This is a genomic window from Janthinobacterium sp. GL_088 (assembly GCF_057837845.1).
On sequence record NZ_CM174453.1, the window covers coordinates 5979787 to 6002509 of the forward strand.

22 protein-coding genes are annotated in these 22723 nt (G+C 62.4%); 2 read left to right on the top strand and 20 right to left on the bottom strand.

Annotated elements, in window-relative coordinates:
- Position 1 precedes the first annotated feature (1 nt).
- From paaY to paaA, 16 genes are all read right to left on the bottom strand, one after another.
- On the bottom strand, positions 2 to 616 hold the full coding sequence (paaY, locus tag AC3IQ7_RS26685) for a phenylacetic acid degradation protein PaaY (RefSeq protein WP_035822296.1): 615 nt from the start codon (positions 614 to 616) through the stop codon (positions 2 to 4).
- Positions 617 to 625: 9 nt separating this feature from the next.
- A complete protein-coding gene (locus AC3IQ7_RS26690) occupies positions 626 to 1357 on the bottom strand; it encodes an ABC transporter ATP-binding protein (RefSeq protein ID WP_489210537.1) in 732 nt (243 codons plus the stop codon).
- Entirely contained in the window at positions 1357 to 2112 is a 756-nt protein-coding gene (locus tag AC3IQ7_RS26695; protein WP_070311613.1) for an ABC transporter ATP-binding protein, read from the bottom strand. The genes AC3IQ7_RS26690 and AC3IQ7_RS26695 overlap by 1 nt, the downstream gene beginning before the upstream one ends.
- Position 2113: 1 nt before the next feature.
- Positions 2114 to 3097 (bottom strand): branched-chain amino acid ABC transporter permease, encoded by a 984-nt coding sequence (locus AC3IQ7_RS26700; protein WP_099376454.1) that lies wholly within the window; start codon positions 3095 to 3097, stop codon positions 2114 to 2116.
- A complete protein-coding gene (locus AC3IQ7_RS26705; protein WP_034780386.1) occupies positions 3094 to 3972 on the bottom strand; it encodes a branched-chain amino acid ABC transporter permease in 879 nt (292 codons plus the stop codon). Before AC3IQ7_RS26705 ends, AC3IQ7_RS26700 begins: the two co-directional genes overlap by 4 nt.
- 84 nt (positions 3973 to 4056) lie before the next feature.
- Positions 4057 to 5208 (bottom strand): ABC transporter substrate-binding protein, encoded by a 1152-nt coding sequence (locus AC3IQ7_RS26710; RefSeq protein WP_099376453.1) that lies wholly within the window; start codon positions 5206 to 5208, stop codon positions 4057 to 4059.
- A 76-nt stretch (positions 5209 to 5284) separates the two neighbouring features.
- Positions 5285 to 6490 carry a 3-oxoadipyl-CoA thiolase gene (gene pcaF / locus AC3IQ7_RS26715; RefSeq protein WP_489207774.1) on the bottom strand — a complete coding sequence of 402 codons (1206 nt, stop codon included), beginning with the start codon at positions 6488 to 6490 and terminating at the stop codon, positions 5285 to 5287.
- Positions 6491 to 6512: 22 nt separating this feature from the next.
- Positions 6513 to 7841 (bottom strand): phenylacetate--CoA ligase PaaK, encoded by a 1329-nt coding sequence (gene paaK / locus AC3IQ7_RS26720; protein ID WP_070254579.1) that lies wholly within the window; start codon positions 7839 to 7841, stop codon positions 6513 to 6515.
- Between the two features lie 68 nt (positions 7842 to 7909).
- Positions 7910 to 8356: a hydroxyphenylacetyl-CoA thioesterase PaaI gene (paaI, locus tag AC3IQ7_RS26725; RefSeq protein ID WP_489207775.1), complete on the bottom strand. Its 447-nt coding sequence runs from the start codon at positions 8354 to 8356 to the stop codon at positions 7910 to 7912.
- Positions 8346 to 9914 (bottom strand): 3-hydroxyacyl-CoA dehydrogenase PaaH, encoded by a 1569-nt coding sequence (gene paaH / locus AC3IQ7_RS26730; RefSeq protein ID WP_489207776.1) that lies wholly within the window; start codon positions 9912 to 9914, stop codon positions 8346 to 8348. The genes paaI and paaH overlap by 11 nt, the downstream gene beginning before the upstream one ends.
- A 1-nt stretch (position 9915) precedes the next feature.
- Positions 9916 to 10707 carry a 2-(1,2-epoxy-1,2-dihydrophenyl)acetyl-CoA isomerase PaaG gene (gene paaG, locus AC3IQ7_RS26735; RefSeq protein ID WP_099376449.1) on the bottom strand — a complete coding sequence of 264 codons (792 nt, stop codon included), beginning with the start codon at positions 10705 to 10707 and terminating at the stop codon, positions 9916 to 9918.
- Positions 10708 to 10757: 50 nt separating this feature from the next.
- Positions 10758 to 11837, bottom strand: coding sequence for a 1,2-phenylacetyl-CoA epoxidase subunit PaaE (paaE, locus tag AC3IQ7_RS26740; protein WP_099376448.1), 1080 nt, complete (start codon positions 11835 to 11837; stop codon positions 10758 to 10760).
- A gap of 40 nt (positions 11838 to 11877) precedes the next feature.
- Positions 11878 to 12405, bottom strand: a complete 528-nt coding sequence (gene paaD, locus AC3IQ7_RS26745) for a 1,2-phenylacetyl-CoA epoxidase subunit PaaD (RefSeq protein ID WP_489210539.1) — start codon at positions 12403 to 12405, stop codon at positions 11878 to 11880.
- 5 nt (positions 12406 to 12410) lie between these two features.
- The gene (paaC, locus tag AC3IQ7_RS26750; RefSeq protein WP_489207777.1) at positions 12411 to 13178 is read right to left on the bottom strand and encodes a 1,2-phenylacetyl-CoA epoxidase subunit PaaC; all 768 of its coding nucleotides are present in this window, start codon (positions 13176 to 13178) and stop codon (positions 12411 to 12413) included.
- A complete protein-coding gene (gene paaB / locus AC3IQ7_RS26755) occupies positions 13178 to 13462 on the bottom strand; it encodes a 1,2-phenylacetyl-CoA epoxidase subunit PaaB (protein WP_034746356.1) in 285 nt (94 codons plus the stop codon). Before paaB ends, paaC begins: the two co-directional genes overlap by 1 nt.
- A 28-nt stretch (positions 13463 to 13490) precedes the next feature.
- Complete coding sequence (paaA, locus tag AC3IQ7_RS26760) at positions 13491 to 14480, bottom strand: 1,2-phenylacetyl-CoA epoxidase subunit PaaA (RefSeq protein ID WP_489207778.1); 990 nt, start codon at positions 14478 to 14480, stop codon at positions 13491 to 13493.
- A gap of 267 nt (positions 14481 to 14747) precedes the next feature.
- On the opposite strand from paaA, the gene paaX reads away from it, so the two are divergent.
- Entirely contained in the window at positions 14748 to 15677 is a 930-nt protein-coding gene (gene paaX / locus AC3IQ7_RS26765) for a phenylacetic acid degradation operon negative regulatory protein PaaX (RefSeq protein WP_489207779.1), read from the top strand.
- A 97-nt stretch (positions 15678 to 15774) separates the two neighbouring features.
- Here the strand turns inward: paaX and AC3IQ7_RS26770 are convergent, their stop codons facing one another.
- A complete protein-coding gene (locus AC3IQ7_RS26770) occupies positions 15775 to 16029 on the bottom strand; it encodes a hypothetical protein (RefSeq protein ID WP_099376444.1) in 255 nt (84 codons plus the stop codon).
- Positions 16030 to 16170: 141 nt separating this feature from the next.
- On the opposite strand from AC3IQ7_RS26770, the gene AC3IQ7_RS26775 reads away from it, so the two are divergent.
- Positions 16171 to 17295, top strand: a complete 1125-nt coding sequence (locus AC3IQ7_RS26775) for a M14 family metallopeptidase (RefSeq protein ID WP_099376443.1) — start codon at positions 16171 to 16173, stop codon at positions 17293 to 17295.
- Positions 17296 to 17346: 51 nt separating this feature from the next.
- Here the strand turns inward: AC3IQ7_RS26775 and AC3IQ7_RS26780 are convergent, their stop codons facing one another.
- The 3 genes from AC3IQ7_RS26780 to pmbA all read right to left on the bottom strand — a co-directional run bounded on the left by AC3IQ7_RS26780 (position 17347) and on the right by pmbA (position 22683).
- Positions 17347 to 18672 (bottom strand): aminotransferase class V-fold PLP-dependent enzyme, encoded by a 1326-nt coding sequence (locus AC3IQ7_RS26780; protein WP_099376692.1) that lies wholly within the window; start codon positions 18670 to 18672, stop codon positions 17347 to 17349.
- Positions 18673 to 18683: 11 nt separating this feature from the next.
- Positions 18684 to 21086, bottom strand: a complete 2403-nt coding sequence (locus AC3IQ7_RS26785; RefSeq protein ID WP_489207780.1) for a TonB-dependent receptor plug domain-containing protein — start codon at positions 21084 to 21086, stop codon at positions 18684 to 18686.
- A 244-nt stretch (positions 21087 to 21330) separates the two neighbouring features.
- Positions 21331 to 22683, bottom strand: coding sequence for a metalloprotease PmbA (gene pmbA, locus AC3IQ7_RS26790; protein ID WP_489207781.1), 1353 nt, complete (start codon positions 22681 to 22683; stop codon positions 21331 to 21333).
- Positions 22684 to 22723 lie beyond the last annotated feature (40 nt).

Genomic DNA, 22723 nt, shown 5'->3' on the forward strand with positions numbered 1-22723 from the left:
TTTACTGCGCCGCTGCGTTCTTGTGCAGGTGCAGCGGCAAGGCCGATTCGAAATTCAGGCGCTGGCGGTTCGCCTCGACTTCCGTCAGGGCTTCCACTTCGCGCATTGTCTGCATCGAGCGCACGGCCAGTTCGTGGTACTGGCCCGTGCCCGAGCTTTTCCATTTGATTTCATCGTCGGTCAGCGCGCGGATGATCTTGGCGGGCGTGCCCACCACCATGCTGCGCGGCGCGACGATCATGCCCGCCTTGACGAAACTCATGGCCGCAACGATGGATTCCTCGCCGATCACGGCGTTATCCATCACCACGGCGTTCATGCCGACGAGCGCATTGCGGCCGATGCGGCAGCCATGCAGCACGGCGCCATGGCCGATATGGCCGTCGACTTCGACCACCGTGTCGCAGCCGGGGAAGCCGTGCATGACGCAGGTATCCTGCAGGTTCGCGCCCTCCTCCAGGATCAATCGGCCGAAGTCGCCGCGGATCGAGGCCAGCGGACCGATATAGCAGCGCGGGCCGACGATCACGTCGCCAATCAGCACGGCCGACGGGTGCACATAGGCGCTGGGGTGGACGACGGGGGTAACGCCGTTGATTTCGTAGACTTTGACCATACTGACTCCTTACATGCCCAGATAGGCGCTTTGTACCTGCTCGTTATGCAGCAATTCTGGACCGGGGCCGGACAGCGTGATGGCGCCCGTCTCGATCACATAGCCCACGTCGGCAATCGACAGGGCGGCATGCGCGTTCTGTTCAACGAGGAAGATGGTGATGCCCTGGTCGCGCAGTTCGGCCACGATGCGGAAGATCTCCGCGATCAGCAGGGGCGCCAGGCCCATGCTCGGCTCATCGAGCAGCAGCAGTTGCGGACGGCCCATCAGCGCGCGCGCCATGGCCAGCATCTGCTGCTGTCCGCCAGATAAGGTCCCGGCCAGCAGCAGGCGCTTTTCCTTCAGAATCGGGAACAGGCCATACATGCGTTCCATGTCGCCCGCCACGTCCTGTGCGGGACGTGTAAACGCGCCCAGGCGCAGATTGTCATCCACCGTCATGGGGCCGAACACCTGGCGCCCTTCCGGCACCTGGCAGATGCCGCTGCGCACGCGCTTGTCGGCGCTCATGCGGCTGACGTCCTGGCCGGCGAAGGCGATGCTGCCGGCGCTGATCGGCTGCACGCCGGAGATGGCGCGCAGCAGGGTCGTCTTGCCGGCGCCATTCGCACCCACCAGCGCCACCAGCTGGCCCTGGCGCACCTGCAGGTCGATGCCATGCAAGGCCTGGATACGGCCATAGTGGCTGGTCAGGCCGGCGATATCGAGCACCAGCGGAGTCTGAGGTTTTTCCATCTTCATCATGCCGCCACTCCCAGATAGGCCGCCACCACGTCGGGATTGGCGCGCACTTCGGCGGCAGTCCCTTCGGCCAGCTTCTTGCCATAGTCGAGCACCAAAATATGGTCCGACAGATTCATCACCAGTTTCATGTCATGCTCGACCAGCACCACCGTCACGCCCGATTGCGCCACCTTGCGGATCAGGGCTTCGATCTCGCCCGTCTCCGTGTGGTTCAAGCCCGCGGCCGGCTCATCGAGCAGCAGCACTTTCGGCTTGGCCGCCAGCGCGCGGGCGATTTCAAGGCGTTTCAAGGCGCCATACGACATCTGTCCCGCCTCGTCATCGATATGCCGGCCCACGCCGACAAACTCCATCAAGCCCGCCGCCTCGTCGCGGCAGGCCGCATCCGCGCGACGCACGGACGGTAAACGCAGCATGGACGCGAACAGGTTCTGGTTCAGGCGCAGGTGCGCGCCCACCATCACATTGTCGATTGCCGTCATGTTCATGCACACTTGCAGGTTCTGGAAGGTGCGACTCATGCCGCGCCGCGCCAGCGCGTCCGGCGACATGGCGGCCACGTTCTCGCCATTGAGCAGTATCTCGCCTTTGGTCGGCGTGTAGACGCCGGTGATCAGGTTGAACAGGGTCGTCTTGCCGGCGCCGTTCGGTCCGATCACGGAATGGATATTGCCCTCCTTGACGGTAAAACTGACATCCTGCACCGCATGCACGCCGCCAAAGCTCTTGCTCAGGTTATTAATCGTCAGCATCTCAGACCTCCTGTGCAGATTTAGGCGGTGCTTTCGGCGTAGCAGAACGCTTGCGCGAACGGCTGGCCAGGCTCGGTACCAGGCCTTTCGGCATGAAGATCATGGTCGCCATCAGGATCACGCCAAACACCACCGTTTCCCAGCCTTCAAAACTGGACAGCAGTTGCGGCAGGATCGTCAGCAGCGCCGCGCCGATGATGGAGCCGAAGATCGATGCCATGCCGCCCACCACCACCATCGTCACCAGCTCGATCGAGTGGAAGAAGCCGGCCAGGTTCGGGGTAATAAAACCGATGTAATGGGCGCTGATGCTGCCCGCGATGCTGGCAATGACGGCCGACAGCACGAACACGCGCACCTTGAAACGGGTCGTATCGACGCCGACCACGCGGGCCGCCACTTCCGAACCGTGAATCGCTTGCAGCGCGCGGCCGACAGGCGAATCGATCAAGTTCAGGGCCAGCCACGTCACCAGCAACAGCAGCACGGCGCACACCAGATACCACGATTTTTCACCGGCGATTTCCAGGCCGGCGACACTGAAGGCCGAGACGCCGATACCGTCCGGGCCACCCGTCCACTGCGTCTCGTTGTTGATGACGATGGAAATGATGATGCCCAGTCCCAGGGTCGCCATGGCCAGGGTATGGCCCTTGAGTTTCAGCACGGGACGGGCCAGCAGCAGGGCCAGCAGACCGGTGGCGACAGCGCCGGCGGCCAAGGCAGCCAGCGGCGGCCAGTAGTAGTGCGTGGTCAGCACGGCCGACGCATACGCGCCCAGGCCATAGAAACCCGCGTGACCGAGGCTGATCTGGCCCGTGTAGCCCATCAACAGGTTCAGGCCGATGACGACGATGGCGTTCAGGGCGATGCGGATCGCCACGTCATAATAGAACGCATTGGTGAGGAACAGGGGCAGGATGGCCAGCACCAGGGCGAGCACCAGCAAGCCACCGTGGCGTGAGCGGGTCAAGAAATTCTTCATACACGCTCCGAATTTTTAGCGCCAAACAAGCCTTGCGGCAGGAAGAACAGGATCAATAAAATCAGCACGAAGGGGACAGCATCTTTATAAGCCGACGAGATATATCCGGCCGTCATGGCTTCGGCGATGCCCAGGATCAGGCCACCGGCAATCGCGCCCGCGCCACCGCCCAGGCCACCGAGGACGGCGGCGACAAAGCCTTTCAGGCCCAGCATGATGCCCGCGTCGTACGAGGTATACGTGATCGGCGCAACAAGGATGCCGCCCGCAGCGCCCAGCAGGGCCGACAGGCCGAACGAGAACAGCAGCACCTTGCGCGTGTTGATGCCCACCAGTTGCGCGGCCAGCTTGTTGTGCGAAGTGGCCAGCATGGCCTTGCCCATCAGGGTGCGCCCGAAGAACCAGCCCAAAACCAGCACGATGACGACGGTCACGCCCAGCACCCACAGGCTTTGCGGCAGCAGGCTGGCACCCAAAAATTCGATCGGCGCGTCGCCGGAAAAGGCCGGCAGCGAGTGCGTATCCTTGCCCAGCCAGATTTGCACGAGGCCGCGCAGCACCAGCGAGGCACCGATGGTGATGATCAACAGCGTGATGACCTGCGCGTTCTGCGCCGGCTCGATCACGGTTTTTTCCATCAGCAGGCCAACGATACCGGTGGCGATGACGGCCAGGATGATGGCCAGCGGCAGCGGCACGCCAGCGGCGGACATCACGGCGGCCAGCATCCCGCCCAGCATGATGAATTCGCCCTGGGCGAAGTTGATCACGCCGCTGGTGTTGTAGATGATGGTAAAGCCCAGCGCCGCCAGCGCATAGGCGGAACCGACCGTCATCCCGGAATACAGAAATTGTAGAAATTGAGCGACTTCCATGGTGTCTCCATTATGTTCGGCTATGCGCGGGCCGCCTTCAAGGGCGGCCCGCGCAGGTACTTCTGGCTTACCTTATTTCGAACATCACTTCGACAATTGCCATTCGCCGTTCTTCACTTCCACCATGCGGAACGCCGACAGGTCCAGGCCCATGTGGTCTTTGGCCGACATATTGAACACCCCCGTCGTCCCCACAAAACCCTTGGTCGATTCCAGCGCCGCCCGCACTTTTTCGCGATCCGTTCCGCCGGCGCGCTTGATGGCGTCCACCGACAGGTTCAGCGCGTCGAGCGCATAGCCGCCGAAAGTCGACGGATCGATCTTGTAGCGCTCCTTATACGTCTTGTCGTAGCCGACCACGATGGCTTTCTGCGCATCGGCATCCGGCAGCATGGCGCCGATCAGCAAGGCCGGCGTCGGCAGGCGCACGCCTTCTGCGGCCTTGCCCGACAGCTTCAGGTATTCGTCCGACGCCACGCCGTGCGACTGGTACAGCGGCAACGCAGCCATGCCCAACTGGCCGTAGTTCTTGGTCACGACCGCCGGGCCCTGGCCCAGGCCGAAGACGAAGACGGCTTGCACGCCGGCGGTGTTCTTGATGCGCGTGAGCTGTGCCGTGATGTCCGTGTCTTTCGGGCCATAGGTTTCATCGGCCACCAGCGTGATGCCGTATTTGGAGGCGACGATTTGCGATTCCTTGCGGCCCGAGGCGCCAAAGCCGCTCGTTTCCGACAGCAGGCCCACCTTGCTGATGCCGCGCTTCTTCATATCCTCGAACACCTTCTCGGCCGCCATGCGGTCCGTGTGCGGCGTCTTGAAAACCCATTTCTTGACCGGGTCGATGATGACCACGGCGCCAGCCAGCGAGATGAACGGCATGCTGGCGCGATCCACCAGCGGCGCCATCGCCATCGTCGCACCGGTGGTGGTGCCGCCGATCAGCACGTCGACCTTGTCCGACTCGATCAGGCGCTTGGTAAAGCCGTTGGCCTTGGCGGCATCGCTGCCATCGTCGTAATGCACCAGTTCCAGCTTGCGCCCCAGGACGCCGCCGGCCGCGTTGATCTTCTCGATGTACAGCTGCAGGGTTTTCAATTCAGGGTCGCCCAGGAAGGCGGCCGGTCCCGTGACGGACAGCACGGAACCGATCTTGATGTTATCGGCCGCATACGCGCCTGCGGCGGACATGGCCAGCACGCCGGCGATCAGGGTTTTCTTGAAGATATTGGCAATCATTGTGGTCTCCACCAGGTTGGCACTACGGTCAATGTATGGTTGGCGCTTTTTTACAAGCCTGCGCCTTTTTTACTTTTTATACGCGTTCAATCACTACAGCAATACCCTGCCCCACGCCGATGCACATGGTGCACAGCGCATAGCGCCCGCCAGTGCGCTCCAGCTGGTTCAATGCGGCCATCACCAGGCGCGCGCCCGATGCGCCCAGCGGGTGGCCGATGGCGATCGCGCCGCCATTCGGATTGACGTGGGCCGCATCGTCCGCCAGGCCCAGGTCGCGCGTGACAGCCAGCGCCTGCGCGGCAAACGCTTCATTGAGTTCGATGACGTCCATCTGCTCGATGGTCAATCCCGTTTGCGCCAGCACCTTGCGCGACGCCGGCGAAGGGCCAAAACCCATGATGCGCGGCGCCAGGCCGGCCGTGGCCATGCCCAGCACTTTTGCGCGCGGCGTCAATTTGTATTTATCGACAGCGGCGGCAGACGCCAGCAGGATGGCGCAGGCACCGTCGTTCAAGCCCGAGGCATTGCCGGCCGTAACTGTGCCGTCCGGCTTGACGACACCCTTGAGCTTTGCCAGCATCTCGATCGAAGTGTCCGGGCGCGGATGTTCATCCATCGTCACCATCTTCGGCTCGCCTTTTTTCTGCGGCACGGCGACGGGCACGATTTCACGATCAAACACGCCAGCCGCGTTGGCTGCCGCCCAGCGCTGCTGGCTGCGCAGTGCCAACGCATCCTGGTCGGCGCGGCTGATGCCAAATTCCACGGCCACGTTTTCCGCCGTTTCCGGCATCGTGTCGATGCCGTACTGCGCCTTCATCTTGCCGTTCACAAAACGCCAGCCCAGGGTGGTGTCTTCGATTTTCGCCGCGCGCGAAAACGCGCTGTCGGCCTTGCCCATCACGAACGGCGCGCGCGTCATGCTTTCCACGCCACCGGCGATGATCAGTTCCGCCTCGCCCGCCTTGATGGAGCGGGCGGCCATGCCGACTGCATCCAGGCTGGAGCCGCACAGGCGGTTGATGGTATTGGCCGGCACGGCCGCCGGCAAGCCAGCCAGCAGCGCGGCCATGCGGCCCACGTTGCGGTTGTCCTCGCCCGCCTGATTGGCGCAGCCGTAGAACACGTCGTCGATGGCAGCCCAGTCGACGGATGGATTGCGGGCAATCAACGCGGCAATCGGCAGCGCGCCCAGGTCGTCCGCGCGCACGCTGGACAGCGCACCGCCATAACGGCCGAAGGGTGTGCGTACGGCGTCACAGATAAAGGCTTCGTTCATGTTTGCTTCCTTGTTCGGGCTATCAGGAGAAAATCTTCGGGCGCTGGTCGACCACGCGGCGGGCCTTGCCCGTCAGGGTGCGTTCGATGCCGGCGGCGGCCACGAGGCGCACGCGCGTACTCACGCCCACGTGCGTCTTGATGCGGTGTTCCAGCTCGCGCGCCAGTGCATCCGTTTCGCTGGCCGAGATGGTGGCGGTCAGGTCGATGCGCAGCTCGGCCACCACTTCCAGCTTGTCGAGGTGGCCGTCGCGCGTCACCACCAGCTGGTATTGCGGCGCCAGCTTCGGCATTTTGAGAATCAGCTCTTCGATCTGCGTGGGGAAGACGTTCACGCCGCGAATGATCAGCATGTCGTCCGAGCGGCCCGTGATCTTGCCGATGCGGCGCATCGAGCGCGAAGTCGGCGGCAGCAAGCGGGTCAGGTCGCGCGTGCGGTAGCGGATGATGGGCAGCGCTTCTTTCGACAGCGAGGTAAACACCAGCTCACCCTCTTCGCCATCCGGCAGCACTTCGCCCGTTTCCGGATCGATGATCTCGGGGTAGAAATGGTCTTCCCAGATGACCGGACCGTCCTTGCTTTCGATGCATTCGGACGCCACGCCAGGGCCCATCACTTCGGACAGGCCATAGATATCGACGGCGTCGATGCCGGCGCGCGCTTCGATTTCCGAACGCATGGCATCCGTCCACGGCTCGGCTCCGAAGATGCCCACCTTCAGCGACGATTCAGCCGGGTCCAGGCCCTGGCGCGTGAATTCCTCGATGATGTTGAGCATGTACGATGGCGTGACCATGATGATAGACGGCTTGAAATCCTGGATCAGTTGCACCTGCTTTTCCGTCTGCCCGCCGGACATCGGAATGACCGTGCAACCGAGGCGCTCGGCGCCGTAATGCGCGCCCAGGCCACCCGTGAACAGGCCGTAGCCGTAGGAGATGTGCACCATGTCGCCCGCGCGGCCGCCGCCGGCGCGGATCGAGCGCGCCACCACGTTGGCCCAGGTATCGATGTCGTTCTGCGTGTAGCCGACCACCGTGGCCTTGCCCGTCGTGCCGCTGGACGCATGGATGCGCACCACTTGCTCGCGCGGTACGGCGAACAGGCCGAACGGGTAATTGTCGCGCAAGACTTTTTTATCGGTGAACGGGAATTTGGCCAGATCGGACAGCGATTTCAGGTCGTCGGGATGCACGCCCGCTTCGTCAAAAGCGGCGCGGTAATGGGGCACGTTGTCATACGCGTGCTTGAGCGTCCACTTCATGCGTTCGAGCTGCAGCGCCTGCAGTTCATCCTTGCTGGCGCGCTCGATCGGTTCGAGGTCATTCGGTGCTGGGGTTCTCTGGACCATCTCTGTCTCCTGATTCGGTTCTATAACTGTGTAATTCGTTCCGGCAGTTCAAGCCTGCTCTTGTCACTTCAATTGCTGATGACTTCACCCGCCACGCGTATCGACTTGCCACGGAAGAGCGCGATGGCGCGCCCGTCCTGGTTGCTGACCTTGACGTCATACACGCCGCTCTTGCCGGCCAGCGCCTGTTCGACGGCATGCGCCGTCAGCACGTCGCCTTCGCGGCCAGGCGCCAGGTAATCGATGGTGCAGCCGGCGCCCACGGTATTCATGTTGTAGCTGTTGCAGGCAAACGCAAAAGCACTGTCGGCCAGGGCGAAGATAAAACCGCCGTGGCAGGTCTGGTGGCCATTGAGCATGTCGGCGCGCACCGTCATGGTCATGCGCGCGTGGCCGGGGCCCACTTCGGCCAGGGCGATGCCCATGGCGGCGGTGGCGTTATCGCGCGACAGCATCGATGCGGCGGCCGCTTCGGCCAGGGCTTGCGCGCTCATGTTATGGTCTTCATTCGGCATGAAAGCGATCTCCATTGGCAAGTTTGCGGCGCAGCAGCGGCGAGACCCTGTAGCGGTCTTCGCCATAGCCCAGCGCCAGGTGCTGCAGTACGGTCACAATGTGTTGGACGCCGACGGCATCGGCCCAGGCCAGCGGTCCACGTGGATAGTTGACGCCCTTCTGCATGGCGATATCGACGGCAGCCACCGTGCACACGCCCTGGTTGACGGCGTCTGCCGCTTCATTGGCCAACATGGCGACGGTGCGCATGACGGCCAGGCCCGGCACGTCATCCAGGCGCGTGACGATGAAACCGGCCGCCTGGAACAGGCCGACGACGGCCGCGTAGGCGGTGTCGCTGCAGTGGTCCGCACGGGCCACGACGATGCGCTTGGCACCGGCGTAATCGAGCGCCAGGTCGAACAGCACCGTATCCGGATGCTGGTTGTCGTGCGCGCGCTGGGTGGCGCTGCGGCCATCTGTCAGATAGATCGCGGCGCCATGGCAATGCAGGGCAGGCGCCTCGTCATGCGCCTGGCCTTCCTGCGTCACGCGGCGGCTGACGGTGATGCCCGCGTGCTCCAGGCGCTGCACCAGGCTGTGGATGATGCCGCTGTGGCCACGGCCATCGCCGCCGATGGCTGCCGACAGGGCGACGAATTCCGGCTTCGGCTGTGCGCTTTCCGCCTGCGCCACGGGGGCAACGGCACCTTCGCCATACGGGTAAAAGCCACGGCCCGATTTGCGGCCCAGGAAACCGGCGTTGACCATTTCCTGCTGCAGCACGGATGGCGTGAAGCGCGGGTCGTTGAAATAGGCGCCGAACACGGATTGGGTGACAGAGAAATTCACGTCATGACCGATCAGGTCCATCAATTCGAATGGGCCCATGCGGAATCCGCCCGCCTCGCGCAGCACGGCATCGATGGTGGCGGCATCGCCCGCCTGTTCGTTCAGCAAGCGCCAGCCTTCCGCGTAAAACGGACGGGCGACGCGGTTGACGATGAAGCCCGGCGTCGATTTCGCATGCACGGGGTTCTTGCCCCAGGCAATCGAGGTGTCGTAGACGGTGGCGGCAACCTGCTCGCTGGTGGCCAGGCCACTGATCACTTCCACCAGCGCCATCAAGGGCACGGGATTAAAGAAATGCATGCCGACCAGGCGTTCAGGGCGGCGCAGCTTGGCGGCAATCGCCGTGACGGAAATCGAAGAAGTGTTCGTCGCCAGGATGCAGTCGTCGGCCACCAGTGATTCCAGTTCGGCGAACAGGCCGCGCTTGACATCGAGATTTTCCACGATGGCTTCCACCACCAGGGCAGCATCGCTCACATCGGCCAGGCTGCCGGCCGCCTGCAGGCGCGCCGTGGCGGCAGTGGCTTCGTCAAGCGTCATGCGGCCCTTGTCGGCCAGCTTCGCATACATCTTGCCGATGTCAAGCAAGGCCTTGCTCACCGCTTCCGCCCGCGTGTCATACAGTTTGACTCTGTAGCCGGCGGCCGCGGCCACCTGCGCGATGCCGGCGCCCATGGCGCCGCTACCGATGACGGCGACGATACTGTTATTTGCCAATGCGGTCATATCAATGTCCCTTGAATTGCGGTGCGCGCTTTTCCATGAAGGCGGCCACGCCTTCGCGGTAATCGTCGCTGTTACCGAGATCGCTCATCATGCGCGCTTCCAGCGCAAGCTGCTGCGGAAGGGTATTGGCGCCGCTGGCGGCCAGCGCCTGCTTGGTGTAGGCCAGGCCCTTGGTCGGCGCCGTGGAAAAATGCACGGCCAGCTTGCGCGTTTCCTGCGCCAGTTCCGCATCCTCGACGCATTTCCAGATCAGGCCCCAGTCTTCCGCCTTTTCCGCCGTCAGTTTTTCGCCGAGCATGGCCAGGCCCATGGCGCGCGCCGAACCGATCAGGCGCGGCAGGAAGAAGGTGCCGCCCGTGTCCGGGATCAGGCCCAGTTTGCAGAACACTTCGACAAAACTGGCCGACTTGCCGGCGATGACGATGTCGCAGGCCAGCGCCAGGTTGGCGCCCGCGCCGGCGGCCACGCCGTTGACGGCGCAGATCACGGGCATCGGCAAGGCTTTCAAGGCCAGCACCAGCGGCGCATAGTTCTTTTCCACGGATTCGCCCAGGTCCACACCCTTCGAACCCGGTTCGACGGCGCGGTCGGACAGATCCTGGCCCGCGCAAAAGCCGCGGCCCGCACCCGTCAGCACGAAGACGCGCACGGCGCTGTCGGCATTGACCTTGGCAATCGCGTCGCGCACTTCCTCGTGCATGGCTTGTGTAAAGCTATTGAGCTTGTCGGGGCGGTTCAGGGTCAGGGTGGCGATGCCCTGCTCGATGGTAAAGAGGATGTTTTGGTAGCTCATGGCGTCTCGCTTTTTAATGGGTACGGCAGGGCACCAGCCCTGCGCCGGCTTTATTCAGCCTGATCGAAGTCGACCACGACCTTGTCGGTGAGCGGAAAACTCTGGCAACTGAGGACGAAGCCGCGCGCCACCTCATAGTCTTCCAGCGCGTAGTTGACGTCCATTTCAACCTTGCCGTCGAGGATCTTGCAGCGGCAGGTAGAGCACACGCCGCCCTTGCACGAGTAGCGCATATCGATGCCTTGGCGCAGGCCCGCGTCGAGGATGGATTCCTTGTCCTTGTCCATCGTGAAAGTGGTGTGATTGCCATCCATGATGACAGTCACTTCCGTTTCCTGCACCACGCCAGCATCGAGCTGGGCGCGCGGCTTGTGGGCGTTTTTCGGGATGCTGGCGGCGAACAGTTCGATCTTGATATTTTGCTTGGGCATGCCGGCTGCCTGCAGGGCGGCGGAGACGCCCAGCATCATGTCTTCCGGCCCGCAGATAAAGGCGTTGTCGTAGTCTTCCACACGGATCCAGTGCTGCAGGAACTGCTCGCATTTTTCCTGCGTGATGCGGCCGTTGAACAGTTCGATGTCCTGCTGCTCGCGGCTCATCACATAGACGAGGTTCAAACGCTCCAGGTACACATCCTTCAGGTCCGTCAATTCTTCCTTGAAGATGACGGACGACGAGGCGCGGTTACCGTAAAACAGGGTGAAGCGGCTCAGTGGTTCCGTCAGCAATGTCGTCTTGATGATGGAGAGGATGGGTGTGATGCCGCTGCCGGCCGCGAACGCCAGGTAGTGCTTGCGGTTGACGCAATCGAGCGGCACGTTGAAGTGGCCCATGGGTGGCATCACCTCGATGGTGGCGCCGGCCTTCAAGGTGTCGTTCGCCCAGGTGGAAAAAGCGCCACCCGGCGTGCGCTTGATGGCCACACGCAGGGTGCCGTCCTGCACCGCGGAACAGATGGAATACGAGCGGCGCACGTCTTCTGCATTGATATGGGCGCGCAAGGTCAGGTGCTGGCCCTGCTGGAAGCGGAACTGCTGCTGCAGCTCGGCTGGCACGTCGAACGTGACGGCGATGGTGTCGCGCGTTTCGTTGCGCACGTTCGCTACGCACAGCGGATAAAATTTACTCATGCTTCATCTCCAGTTTCTTCGGAACGTGTGCCTGATTTTTTTAGTGGCACTTGAAGTAGTCAAACGGTTCACGGCAAGCCAGGCATTTGTACAGGGCTTTGCACGGCGTGGAGCCGAACTGGCTGGTCAGCTGCGTATGCGACGAGCCGCAGTTCGGGCAGATCACGTCCAGCTTTGGCATCGCCTGGCGCTTGACACCGCCTTTCAAACCGCTGATGTCGATCACCTGCTGCTGCGGCGGGGCGATGCCATAGCCTTTCAGCTTGGCCTTGCCCGCTTCGCTCATCCAGTCCGTGGTCCAGGCGGGCGCCAGCTGGTTCACCAGCGTCACCTTGGCCACGCCATGGCTGCGCAAGGCATCCGTGACGGCATCGGCGATCACCTGCATGGCCGGGCAGCCCGAATACGTGGGCGTGATCGTCACGATGCAGGCATCACTATCCGTGACTTCGACGGCGCGCACGATGCCCAGGTCCACCACCGAAATGACGGGGATTTCCGGGTCCGGCACGTCACCGAGCCAGGCCCAGACCTGGGCGGCGTCCAGCGCCGCGGCGCCAGCGACCATGTTCATTACCACTCCGCCCCGGGATAGGCGCGCTGCAGGAACTGCATCTCGGCCAGGATAAAACCCAGGTGCTCCGTGTGCGTGCCCTGCTTGCCGCCCTTTTGCATCCAGGCGTCGGGCGCCGGCATGACAAGCGTCGCTTCGGCGAAGATCTCGGCCACGTGTTCGAGGAAAGCCCGGCGCAGCACGTCCGATGGCGGCGCGATGCCGACGGCGACCATGGCCTGGTCGACGGCGTCGTACTTGAACATCTCGCCCGTGTACATCCACAGCTGGTCGGCGGCAGCCTGCGTCTTGGCGTGGCTGTCCGCCGTGCCGTCGCCGAGGCGCACAACAAGATCGCCGCTGCGGCGCAAATGATAGGTGACTTCCTTGATCGACTTTTGCGCCACTTCGACGATGCGCGCATCCGTCGATTTCGTCAGTTCCAGCAGCTGGAAATAGTGCCAGCTGTCGAAGAAGAACTGGCGCATCATCGTGTCGGCGTAATTGCCGTTCGGCTGTTCGAGCAGCAGGCAGTTCTTGAAATCGTGGGCGTCGCGTAAAAAAGCGATGTCGTCCTCGTCGCGGCCCGCGTTTTCCAGTTCGGCCGCGTAGCTGAACCACAAACGCGTCTGGCCCAGCAGATCCAGCGCCACGTTGGTCAGCGCCATGTCTTCTTCCAGCGCAGGACCCTTGCCGCACAGCTGCGACAGCTGCTGGCTGAGGATCAGGGCATTGTCGCCCAGGCGCAAAAGGTAGTTGACCTTATCATCCATTGCAAGCGCTCCCATCACAGGTTCTTGACTTCTTCCGGCATCGGGAAGAAGGTGGGATGGCGGTACACCTTGCTGTTCGACGGTTCGAACAGGGCGCCCTTGTCGCCGGGGCTGCTGGCGACGATATCGGCCGCGCGCACCACCCAGATGCTCACGCCTTCATTGCGGCGCGTGTAGACGTCGCGCGCATGGTTGACCGCCATGGTGGCGTCGGAAGCGTGCAGGCTGCCCACATGCTTGTGCGCCAGGCCGTGCTGGCTGCGGATGAAAACTTCCCACAATGGCCATTCTTTGCTCATGTTGCTATCCCCTATCTGTCTTATGTATTTACGCTGCCGCTTTGTTAGCAGCTTGCTTGTCTGCATACGCGACCAAGGCATCGCGGAACCATTCACCGTCTTCATACGCTTTCACGCGCGTTTGCAGGCGTTCGCGGTTGCACGGGCCATTGCCCTTCAGGACATTGTTGAACTCGGACCAGTCGATCTCGCCGAACTCATAGTGGCCCGTTTCCGCATTGAACTTCAGGTCGGGATCGGGCACGGCCAGGCCCAGGTATTCAATCTGCGGCACGGTCTGGTCGACCATGCGCTGGCGCAATTCGTCGTTCGAGAACAGCTTGATGCGCCATTGCGCCGATTGGGCGCTGTTGACGGAAGCGGCGTCGGACGGACCGAACATCATCAGCGAAGGCCACCACCAGCGGTTCAAGGCATCCTGCGCCATGGCTTTTTGCTCGGGCGTTCCCTTGCAGAGCGACATCATGATGTCGTAGCCCTGGCGCGCATGGAACGATTCTTCCTTGCAGACGCGGATCATGGCGCGCGCATACGGACCGTAGGAACAACGGCACAGGGGAATCTGGTTGATGATGGCGGAACCGTCGACCAGCCAGCCGATGGCGCCCATGTCCGCCCACGACAGGGTTGGATAATTAAAGATGCTGGAATACTTGGCTTTGCCCGAGTGTAAGGCGGCCAGCAAGTCATCGCGCGATACGCCCAGGGTTTCTGCGGCGCTATACAGGTACAGGCCATGGCCCGCTTCATCCTGGATCTTGGCCAGCAGGATCGATTTGCGTTTCAGGGTAGGCGCGCGCGTGACCCAGTTACCTTCAGGCAATTGGCCGACGATTTCCGAGTGCGCGTGCTGCGAAATCTGGCGGATCAGGGTCTTGCGATAGGCGTCCGGCATCCAGTCCTTGGCCTCGATCTTGATGCCTTCGTCGATGCGCGCCTGGAAAGCGCGTTCTTCCTGGCCCATGTCGTCGAGGGAACGGACGTTCTTGAGGCCGGTTTCAACCATTTGTGCGTACATGATCTGTCTCCCATGTCTTTGATTTTGCGCAGCAACGCGGTGCGATGAACAGATAATACGATACAAAAAACGATTTGCATACACTTGATATGAATCATTTTAAAAATTCGTATCTTGTGCAGCTTTTTTGTGCGTATGATATTGCTGATGAGAAAACACCACGAAGCGCCACCAGCGCTTCCGGCAAATTATTGCCGCGCTACCCGCGCAGCCAAGTAAACTGCTGCTTTTATTGAACCGACCGCAACACGGCCAGACCGGAACCACATGAAGAACACCCGCTGCACGGCATGGATAGCCGATTTCCTGGAAAGCGACCCACCGCGCTCGAAGTCCCTGGTGATGACCATCTTTGGCGACGCCATCGTGCCGCGCGGCGGCGCCATCTGGCTGGGCAGCCTGATCGAACTGCTGGCGCCATTCGGCGTCAATGACCGTTTGTTGCGCACCAGCGTGTTCCGCCTGGCGCAGGAAGGCTGGCTCAGCTCGCAGCGCGACGGCCGCCGCAGCGCCTATACGATACGCCCGGAGGCGCTGGCCCGCTTCGAACGTGCCTATCGCCGCATCTATGCGCCGCTGGTCGTGCACTGGGATGGCAGCTGGACCCTGGTGATCGGGCCGGCCGGTAGCATCGGCGCCGCCGAGCGGGGGGCGCTGCGCAAGGAATTATTATGGGCCGGCTATGGTTTGATCTCTCCCGGCATCTTTGGCCATCCGGCCAGCAATACGGAGGCGCTGGAAGATATCCTCGTGCGCAACGAGGTGCAGGGCAAGTTGTATGTCTGCCACACAACAGAGTTGCCGGGTGTCAGCACGCGCCCGCTGCGCGACATGGTGGGCGACTGCTGGGACTTGTCGGAAGTGATGGCCGGCTACGAAAAATTCATCGCCAGCTTCCAGCCCCTGCTGACCCTGCTGCAAGAGGCGCCCGTGTTCGATGCCGAGCAAGCCTTCGTCATCCGCTCGCTGCTGACGCACGCCTACCGACGCGTGCAATTGCATGACCCGCAACTGCCCGTCGAACTGCTGCCCGAACCGTGGCCCGGCACGCAAGCCTACGCATTGGCGCGCGACCTGTACCGCATCACGTATGCGGCCGCCGAGGAACATATCCTGGCCACCCTGCGGCGCGAGGATGAGCAGGCGGCATCTGTCGAGCCGTGGTTCTACGAACGATTTGGCGGTCTGACTACTTGAACGTCTGAAAAATGTTCAGGGCCAGGCGCGTGGCCGCAGGCAGTACGACTAGTACGCCAAGGCAACGCAACGCCGCCATGGACATTTTCTCAGGCGTTCACTGTTTTACCACCACCTGCTTGGCACCAGCCAGCAAATCCTGCCCCAGCTTTTCCAGCGCATTGGCCTGCACCAGCATGGTGTCGAGGATGGCGACGTTGAAAGTGAATTCGGCTGGCGTCGTATAGCCGGGGAAACGTATGATGCGCAGCAATTCCTGCAAGGTCGTGCCCTTGCCCAGGTGCGCCAGCGCATCGCTGAGGGCGCTGACTTTCTTTTCCAGTTCGCGTATGTGTTTGCCGTTGTCGTCCATGATGCTCTCCTCATGTTGGAGCTATCACGTTAGCAAAGCATGTCCCGCGTCGTTTGCGCCAGCACAAAGACGCCGCTAAAACGGGTATCATCGCGCCATTGCACACGATGCAAAACCCATACGTTTTTATCAGGAACACACATGACCATTAAAATCAGCCAGCAATTCGACGCCGGCGCGATCGAGGTGCTGCGCGCCGACGATGCACTATCCATCGAGCTGAACATCCGCAAGGATTCCCACGCCGACATCACGCAGTGGTTTTACTTCCGCCTGCAAGGCGCGCAAGGCGAGGCGTGCACGATCCGCTTCATGAATGCAGGCAAGTCAGCCTACCCGGACGGCTGGAAAGATTACCAGGCTGTCGCCAGCTATGACCGCGAAACCTGGTTCCGCGTGCCGACCAGCTTTGATGGCACCGTGATGACCATAGCACACACGCCGGAGGAAGAAAGCGTGTACTACGCCTACTTCGAACCGTATCCATGGGACCGTCACCTGGCCCTGATCGACAGCGCGCAAGCGTCGCCGCTGGTACGCTTGATCGACCTGGGCAGCACCGTCGAAGGCCGCGACATGAACCTGCTGGTGGTCGGCGACGCCGATGCCGAGAAAAAAGTCTGGGTCATCGCGCGCCAGCATCCCGGTGAAACGATGGCGGAATGGTTTGTCGAAGGCATGCTCGAAGCCTTGCTGGACCAGGCCAATCCATTTGCCCGCCAGTGCCTGCAAGACGCCGTCTTCTACGTGGTGCCGAACATGAACCCGGACGGTTCCGTGCATGGCAACCTGCGCACCAATGCGGCCGGCGCCAACCTGAACCGCGAATGGATGACGCCGACCATGGAGCGCAGCCCGGAAGTGTTCCTGGTGAAACAGAAAATGCATGAAATCGGCTGCGACCTGTTCCTCGACGTGCATGGCGACGAAGGCCTGCCGTACGTCTTCGTGGCTGGCAGCGATGCGCTGGAAAATTTCACGCCAGCACAAAAAGCCGAGCAAGACCGCTTCATCGCCGACTTCAAGGTGGCCAGCCCCGATTTCCAGGATGAGCACGGCTACGAAGACGGCCCGTTCACGCCGGAAGTGCTGACCATGGGTTCGCCCCACATCACGCACGCCTTCGGCTGCCTGTCGTTGACCCTGGAATTGCCGTTCAAGGACAATGCCAACGATCCCGACCCGCAAACGGGCTGGAGCGGCGCCCGCAGCGCCGCCCTGGGTGCTGCCGTATTGCAACCGATCCTGGCCACCTTGCGCGCTTAAGCCTTACCGCAGTCACGCGGCCCGACCTCGCAGGCGGGCCGCGCTTTTCTCTCAGCCCTTGGCTACCTTGCGCAAGGCTTCCACCAACCGGTCCAGATGCGACTCGGGCGTAAAGATGCCTGGCGTGACGCGCACGCACGCGCCACTGGCAAGGCCGTCGCGCGGCACGGCAAAGATGCCGTGTTCCTGTACCAGCTTTTTCGACAGCGCATAGCTGTCGGCCACGCTCGTCTTGCCCTTCAGGCGGAACGAAGCGATGGCGCTCGTCAGGCGCGGATCGGCTGACGCCAGCACCTCGATGCCTTCGATGGCGCGCGCCGCTTCCACCCAGCGGTTGCGCAGCAGCCGCAGCCGCGCCTGCTTGTTGGCCACGCCGATCTGCGCATGCAAGTCCAGCGCCGTCGGCAAGCTCAGATAAGCGGCGAAATTGACCGTGCCCGTGTGCACGCGCGTGCGGATATCGTCGCCCGCCTTTTCTCCCCGCAGTTCCCCCATGTACGGGTCGATATCGGCCACCCTGCCCCGCTTGATATACGCAGCACCCACGCCGACAGGCGCGCCTATCCATTTATGCAGGTTGATGCCGGCAAAATCCGCCTGCAGGTCAGGAATCGTCATGTCCAGCTGGCCGAAGCCGTGCGCCGTATCGACGATCACGTCGATGCCCCGTGCGCGTGCCAGGCGGCTGATCTCGGCCACGGGCAAGACCATGCCGTTGCGGTGATTGACGTGCGTGAGCAGCATCAGTTTCAATGCCGGATGCCGTTCCATGGCAGCAACATAGGCGGCGATGACGCCGTCATGCGTAAACGGTTCCGGCATGGCAATCGACACGACCTGGGCGCCGCGCCGCTGCTGCAGCCAGCGCGTGACGGTGATCATATTGTCATAATCGATATCCGCGTACAGCACCGTATCGCCGGGACGCAAGCGGTTATAGCCGGCGATCAGGACTTGCAGCGCTTCCGTCGCACCGCGCGTCAGCACGATTTCATCGATGGCCACGCCCAGCGCCCTGGCCGCCGCCGCGCGCGCCGCCTCGAAGTCGGCCGGAAAGCGCATGCGCGCATACCAGGCGTTGTCGCGGTTGACCATGGCCAGCTGCTGCTCGTAGTGGCGCAGCACGGGCCTGGCCATCGAACCCCAGAAAGCATTGTCGAGTTGCACGATGGCATCGGTCGTGTCGTACTGCGCGGCCACGGCCTGCCAGTAAGCCTGGTTGCTGGCCAGGACTTCCGGCGCGGTGCCGGCCGGCACCGATGGCAAGGACGGAGGCAGGGCGGCAGATGCTGCCGCAGCCGATCCTGCGCCCGCCGCCATGGGCAGCGCTGCCGCCAGCGAACCCGCGCGCAACAGGGCGCGGCGTTGTGGATTCATCGTCATCTCCCTTAAAATTTCACTTTGTACTCGACGTACAGGTTACGCCCGTCCGTGTCGTACGGCGCATTGCGCGAATAGATCAGACCGCGGCTGGCCTGGAAGGTTGCTTCGTCAGGATACTTGTCCAGCACGTTGTCGATACCCACGCGCACGGACTGCTTGTCGCTGATCTTGTAGCTGGCCGCCAGGTCGAGGAATTGCATGGCGCCAAAACGCTGGAAGATATCGCCCGTGGCATTGCCGGAATTGTCCGTCCACGCGCCGTAATAGCGCACGCGGGCCAGGGTATTCCAGTTGCCCAGGTCATAGTTGCCGCTGATGGTGGCTTTCTGGCGCGGCAAGCGCTCCTCGAAGACCTGGCGCTGGGCCGCATTCGTCACCAGGCTGGACTTGCCGTCGTCGACTTTCGTCGTGTTGTAGTTGTAGGCCAGGGTCAGGTTCAGCTTGCCGTCGCCGATACGGCTCAGGTGGCTGCCGACGATATCGATGCCGCGCGTGGTGGTGTCGAAGTCGTTCGTGAAATAGCTGACCGAGGTATAGCGCAGCGGATTGGCCACGCCGGCCGGCACGGCAAACGCGGCGGACGTGCTGAAGCGGTCGCTGACCTTGATGTCATACACGTCGACGGAACCGGAGAAGCCCGCCGATGTCTTCCACGTAAAGCCCAGCGACAGGTTCTTCGATTTTTCCGGCTTCAATGCCTTGGCGCCCAGCAGGATGGCCAGCGGATCGTTGTTGGCCAGGCGGCCGCTGGTAAACAGCAGCAGGGTCTTGGTGTCGAGGCCTTGATTCGTGCTGTTGGTGTTCGACTGGCCCGGCGTTGGTGCACGGAAACCCGTCGAGTAGGAGCCGCGCAAGGCCATGTCTTCGCTCAAGGCATAGCGGGCCGACAACTTGCCGTTAACGGTGCTGCCGAATTCCGAGAAATGTTCATAGCGGGCCGCGCCGCCCAGGCTCAAGGCCTTCGTGACGGGCACTTCCACGTCCAGGTAGGCCGCATAGCTGTCCTGGCCCCAGCTGCCCGCCTGGCGGTCGCTGAAGCCTGGCGCGCCATTCGCATTCGCGTCGAGGCCGATGGCCGCGCCCGGTCCCACCGTCCAGGACGCCACGTCGCCCGCCTTCACGCCATAGGTTTCATTGCGCGCCTCCGCGCCGAAGGCGATGTTGACCGGTTGCGGCAGGGACGCCACGGGCAATTCATAGTTGAAGTTGGCGTTGAGAATCTTTTCCACCTGCGACAACTGGCCCAGGTAAAACGATGTCGGGCTGCCCGGTCCCATCGAGGCGTTGATGGAATTGGCCAGCTTGTAATCGATGCGGTTGCGCCCCCAGGAAGCGCTCACGTCCCAGCCGAAGCGGTCGTTGAAATGGCCGCGGACGCCGGCCACCACCTGTACATCATCCTGCTCGTTCGAATAGCTGGGACTGAAGCCCAGCGGATAGATGCTGCGCAAGTCCCAGCCTGGGAACAGGCTGCTGGTTTTATATGCGCCCGTGCTCGTGTCCGGGTTGCGCCAGTTGAAATCCGAGGTGCCGTCACTGCGGCTGAACAGGCCAAAACCGTACAGTTCCGTCGTGTCGGACAGGGCCATGCTGGCGTTGAAGCCGATGCGCTTGCTGTCGAGTTCAGGCTGGCCCCAGCGCTGCACGGGATTCGGCACCTTCAGTTCCGGATGCGCATTCTGGAAAGCAATCGCGTCGGCCCGCTGGCGCGTGCGCGACGTGGGGTCGGACTTGGCCAGCGCGCCGAAAATCGTCGCCTTGCCCGTCTCGCCAAAGGCAAAGCCCGTCTTCAGGTTCACTTCGTTGCCCTTGCCGTCGCCTTCCGAATATTGCGAATGGTGCACGGAGACCTCCGTGCCGAGCGTATCGTCGAGAATGATGTTGATCACGCCGGCAATCGCATCGGAACCGTACTGGGCGGAAGCGCCGTCGCGCAGCACCTCGATGCGCTTGATGGCGGAGACGGGAATCTGCGCCAGGTCCGGCGCCTGCGCGCCGCGCGCGCCCAGCAAGGCGCTGCGGTGGAAACGCTTGCCATTGACCAGCACCAGGGTCTGGTCCGGCGACAGGCCGCGCAGGGTGGCGGGACGCACGAACACTTGCCCGTCAGCCATCGGCAGACGCTGTACCACATATGAAGGCACGAGTTGCGCCAGCACATCGTTCAAGTCCGACGATTCAACGGCGCCGATATCTTCGCGGTTGAACACATCGACGGGCGCCATGGTGTCGAACTGCGTGCGGTTGCTGCCGCGCGTGCCCGTGACGATGACGGCTTGCGGGGCGTCGAGCGAGTCGTTGGCGGAAACTGGAGCAGCGCCATGGGCTTGGGCCGGATGGGCGAACAGGGCGTTCATGGCACACAACAGGGCCACCGCGCGGGCGATGCGGGTACGGGAGTAGGTCATGGAGAGGGTCACTATGCAGGTTGAATCAACAACAACGCGTCACGGCAAGACTCGCATCTTGCATGAAATATCACGAAGTTCGGCTTACTTACATTAAAAGCATCTAAACAGCGCAGATAACGTCAGATGGCGACATCATACGAAGGCAATATTTCATCCGTATGACGATGGAAGCCCGTTCAAAAAACCACACGCCCATGAAAAAAGGCGCCAGCGGCGCCTTTGCAGAAAGCAGTCACAGCAGTCAACCGCCCGCCACCACCATGCTCTCGATGAGGATGGAACCCGTCTCTTTGGTGCCGCGGCGCAAGGCGTCCGCGCCCACGGCCACGATGTTGCGCAGCATGTCCTTCATGTTGCCGGCGATGGTGATTTCTTCCACCGGATACTGGATCACGCCGTTTTCCACCCAGAAACCGGAGGCGCCGCGCGAATAGTCGCCCGTCACGTAATTGGTTCCCTGTCCCATCAGTTCCGTCACCAGCAAGCCCGTGCCCAGCTTTTTCAGCATGGCACTAAAATCGTCGCTGGCGGCCGTCAGCTTCGAGGTCAGGTACAGATTGTGCGAACCGCCCGCGTTGCCCGTCGTCTGCATACCCAGCTTGCGGGCCGTGTAAGTCGACAGGAAATAGCCTTGCACCACGCCATCCTTGACGACGTCGCGGCTGACCGTCTTGACGCCCTCTTCGTCGAACGGGGCGGAACCGACGCCGCCGATCACGTGCGGGTCTTCAAATATCTGCACGTGCGACGGCAGCACTTGCGTGCCCAGGGAATCGTTCAGGAACGTGGAATTGCGGTACAGGGCGCCGCCCGAAGTCGCTTGCACATAGGTACCGAGCAAACCGGCTGCCAGCGGCGCCTCGAACAGCACGGGGCAGGTGCGCGTGCCCAGCTTGCGCGCGTTCAGGCGCGACAGGGCACGCTCGGCGGCGTACCGGCCGATGGCTTCCGGGCTCGACATTTTGGAGGCGTCGCGCACGGACGAATACCAGTCGTCGCGCTGCATCTTGGCGCCCTTGCCGGCGATGGGCGCCACGGACAGGGTGTGGCGAGAGAATGGGTAGCCGCCGATGAAGCCGCGCGAATTGGCGGACACAAAGTGTGATTGCTGCACGTGCACGCTGGCGCCCTCGCTGTTCGTGATGCGCGGGTCAACGGCAAACGCGGCCGCTTCGGCCCGCTGGGCCAGTGCGACGGCTTCCTCGGTAGAAATGCGCCAGGGATAGAACAATTGCAAGTCGCGGGGCGCCATTTCCAGCATGTCGGCGTCGGCCAGGCCGGCGCAATCGTCCTCGGCCGTGAAGCGGGCGATGTTGTAGGCGGCGTCCACCGTGGCGCGCAAGGCGGCCGGAGAGAAATCGGAGGTGCTGGCATTGCCGCGCTTCTTGCCGACAAACACGGTCACGCCCATGCCCTTGTCCTTGTTTTGCTCGATCGTCTCGATCTTGCCTTTTCTAACAGAAACGGACAGGCCACCGCCTTCGCTGACTTCGACGGCTGCGTCGGTGCCGCCCGCTTCCCGCGCAAAAGACAACACATCACGGGCCAGTTGCTGCAATTGCTCTTGACTATGGGTAAATACGGAGTCGTTCATGCGCTGTTTTCTTCGGAAAGCCGCTAAAAAGGTTATCATA

Excerpts from the sequence above, each read along its gene's own strand:
- paaD (WP_489210539.1), bottom strand. The coding sequence starts at position 12,405 with ATGGTCGCTGGCGCCGCGGCGCTGGACGCCGCCCAGGTCTGGGCCTGG.
- paaC (WP_489207777.1), bottom strand. The coding sequence starts at position 13,178 with ATGGGAGCGCTTGCAATGGATGATAAGGTCAACTACCTTTTGCGCCTG.
- AC3IQ7_RS26700 (WP_099376454.1), bottom strand. The coding sequence starts at position 3,097 with ATGAAGAATTTCTTGACCCGCTCACGCCACGGTGGCTTGCTGGTGCTC.
- paaA (WP_489207778.1), bottom strand. The coding sequence starts at position 14,480 with ATGTACGCACAAATGGTTGAAACCGGCCTCAAGAACGTCCGTTCCCTC.
- AC3IQ7_RS26770 (WP_099376444.1), bottom strand. The coding sequence starts at position 16,029 with ATGGACGACAACGGCAAACACATACGCGAACTGGAAAAGAAAGTCAGC.
- pcaF (WP_489207774.1), bottom strand. The coding sequence starts at position 6,490 with ATGAACGAAGCCTTTATCTGTGACGCCGTACGCACACCCTTCGGCCGT.
- AC3IQ7_RS26710 (WP_099376453.1), bottom strand. The coding sequence starts at position 5,208 with ATGATTGCCAATATCTTCAAGAAAACCCTGATCGCCGGCGTGCTGGCC.
- paaI (WP_489207775.1), bottom strand. The coding sequence starts at position 8,356 with ATGCCGAATGAAGACCATAACATGAGCGCGCAAGCCCTGGCCGAAGCG.
- paaB (WP_034746356.1), bottom strand. The coding sequence starts at position 13,462 with ATGAGCAAAGAATGGCCATTGTGGGAAGTTTTCATCCGCAGCCAGCAC.
- paaY (WP_035822296.1), bottom strand. The coding sequence starts at position 616 with ATGGTCAAAGTCTACGAAATCAACGGCGTTACCCCCGTCGTCCACCCC.
- paaE (WP_099376448.1), bottom strand. The coding sequence starts at position 11,837 with ATGAGTAAATTTTATCCGCTGTGCGTAGCGAACGTGCGCAACGAAACG.
- pmbA (WP_489207781.1), bottom strand. The coding sequence starts at position 22,683 with ATGAACGACTCCGTATTTACCCATAGTCAAGAGCAATTGCAGCAACTG.
- AC3IQ7_RS26780 (WP_099376692.1), bottom strand. The coding sequence starts at position 18,672 with ATGAATCCACAACGCCGCGCCCTGTTGCGCGCGGGTTCGCTGGCGGCA.
- paaK (WP_070254579.1), bottom strand. The coding sequence starts at position 7,841 with ATGGTCCAGAGAACCCCAGCACCGAATGACCTCGAACCGATCGAGCGC.
- paaX (WP_489207779.1), top strand. The coding sequence starts at position 14,748 with ATGAAGAACACCCGCTGCACGGCATGGATAGCCGATTTCCTGGAAAGC.
- AC3IQ7_RS26690 (WP_489210537.1), bottom strand. The coding sequence starts at position 1,357 with ATGAAGATGGAAAAACCTCAGACTCCGCTGGTGCTCGATATCGCCGGC.
- AC3IQ7_RS26785 (WP_489207780.1), bottom strand. The coding sequence starts at position 21,086 with ATGACCTACTCCCGTACCCGCATCGCCCGCGCGGTGGCCCTGTTGTGT.
- paaG (WP_099376449.1), bottom strand. The coding sequence starts at position 10,707 with ATGAGCTACCAAAACATCCTCTTTACCATCGAGCAGGGCATCGCCACC.
- paaH (WP_489207776.1), bottom strand. The coding sequence starts at position 9,914 with ATGACCGCATTGGCAAATAACAGTATCGTCGCCGTCATCGGTAGCGGC.
- AC3IQ7_RS26695 (WP_070311613.1), bottom strand. The coding sequence starts at position 2,112 with ATGCTGACGATTAATAACCTGAGCAAGAGCTTTGGCGGCGTGCATGCG.
- AC3IQ7_RS26705 (WP_034780386.1), bottom strand. The coding sequence starts at position 3,972 with ATGGAAGTCGCTCAATTTCTACAATTTCTGTATTCCGGGATGACGGTC.
- AC3IQ7_RS26775 (WP_099376443.1), top strand. The coding sequence starts at position 16,171 with ATGACCATTAAAATCAGCCAGCAATTCGACGCCGGCGCGATCGAGGTG.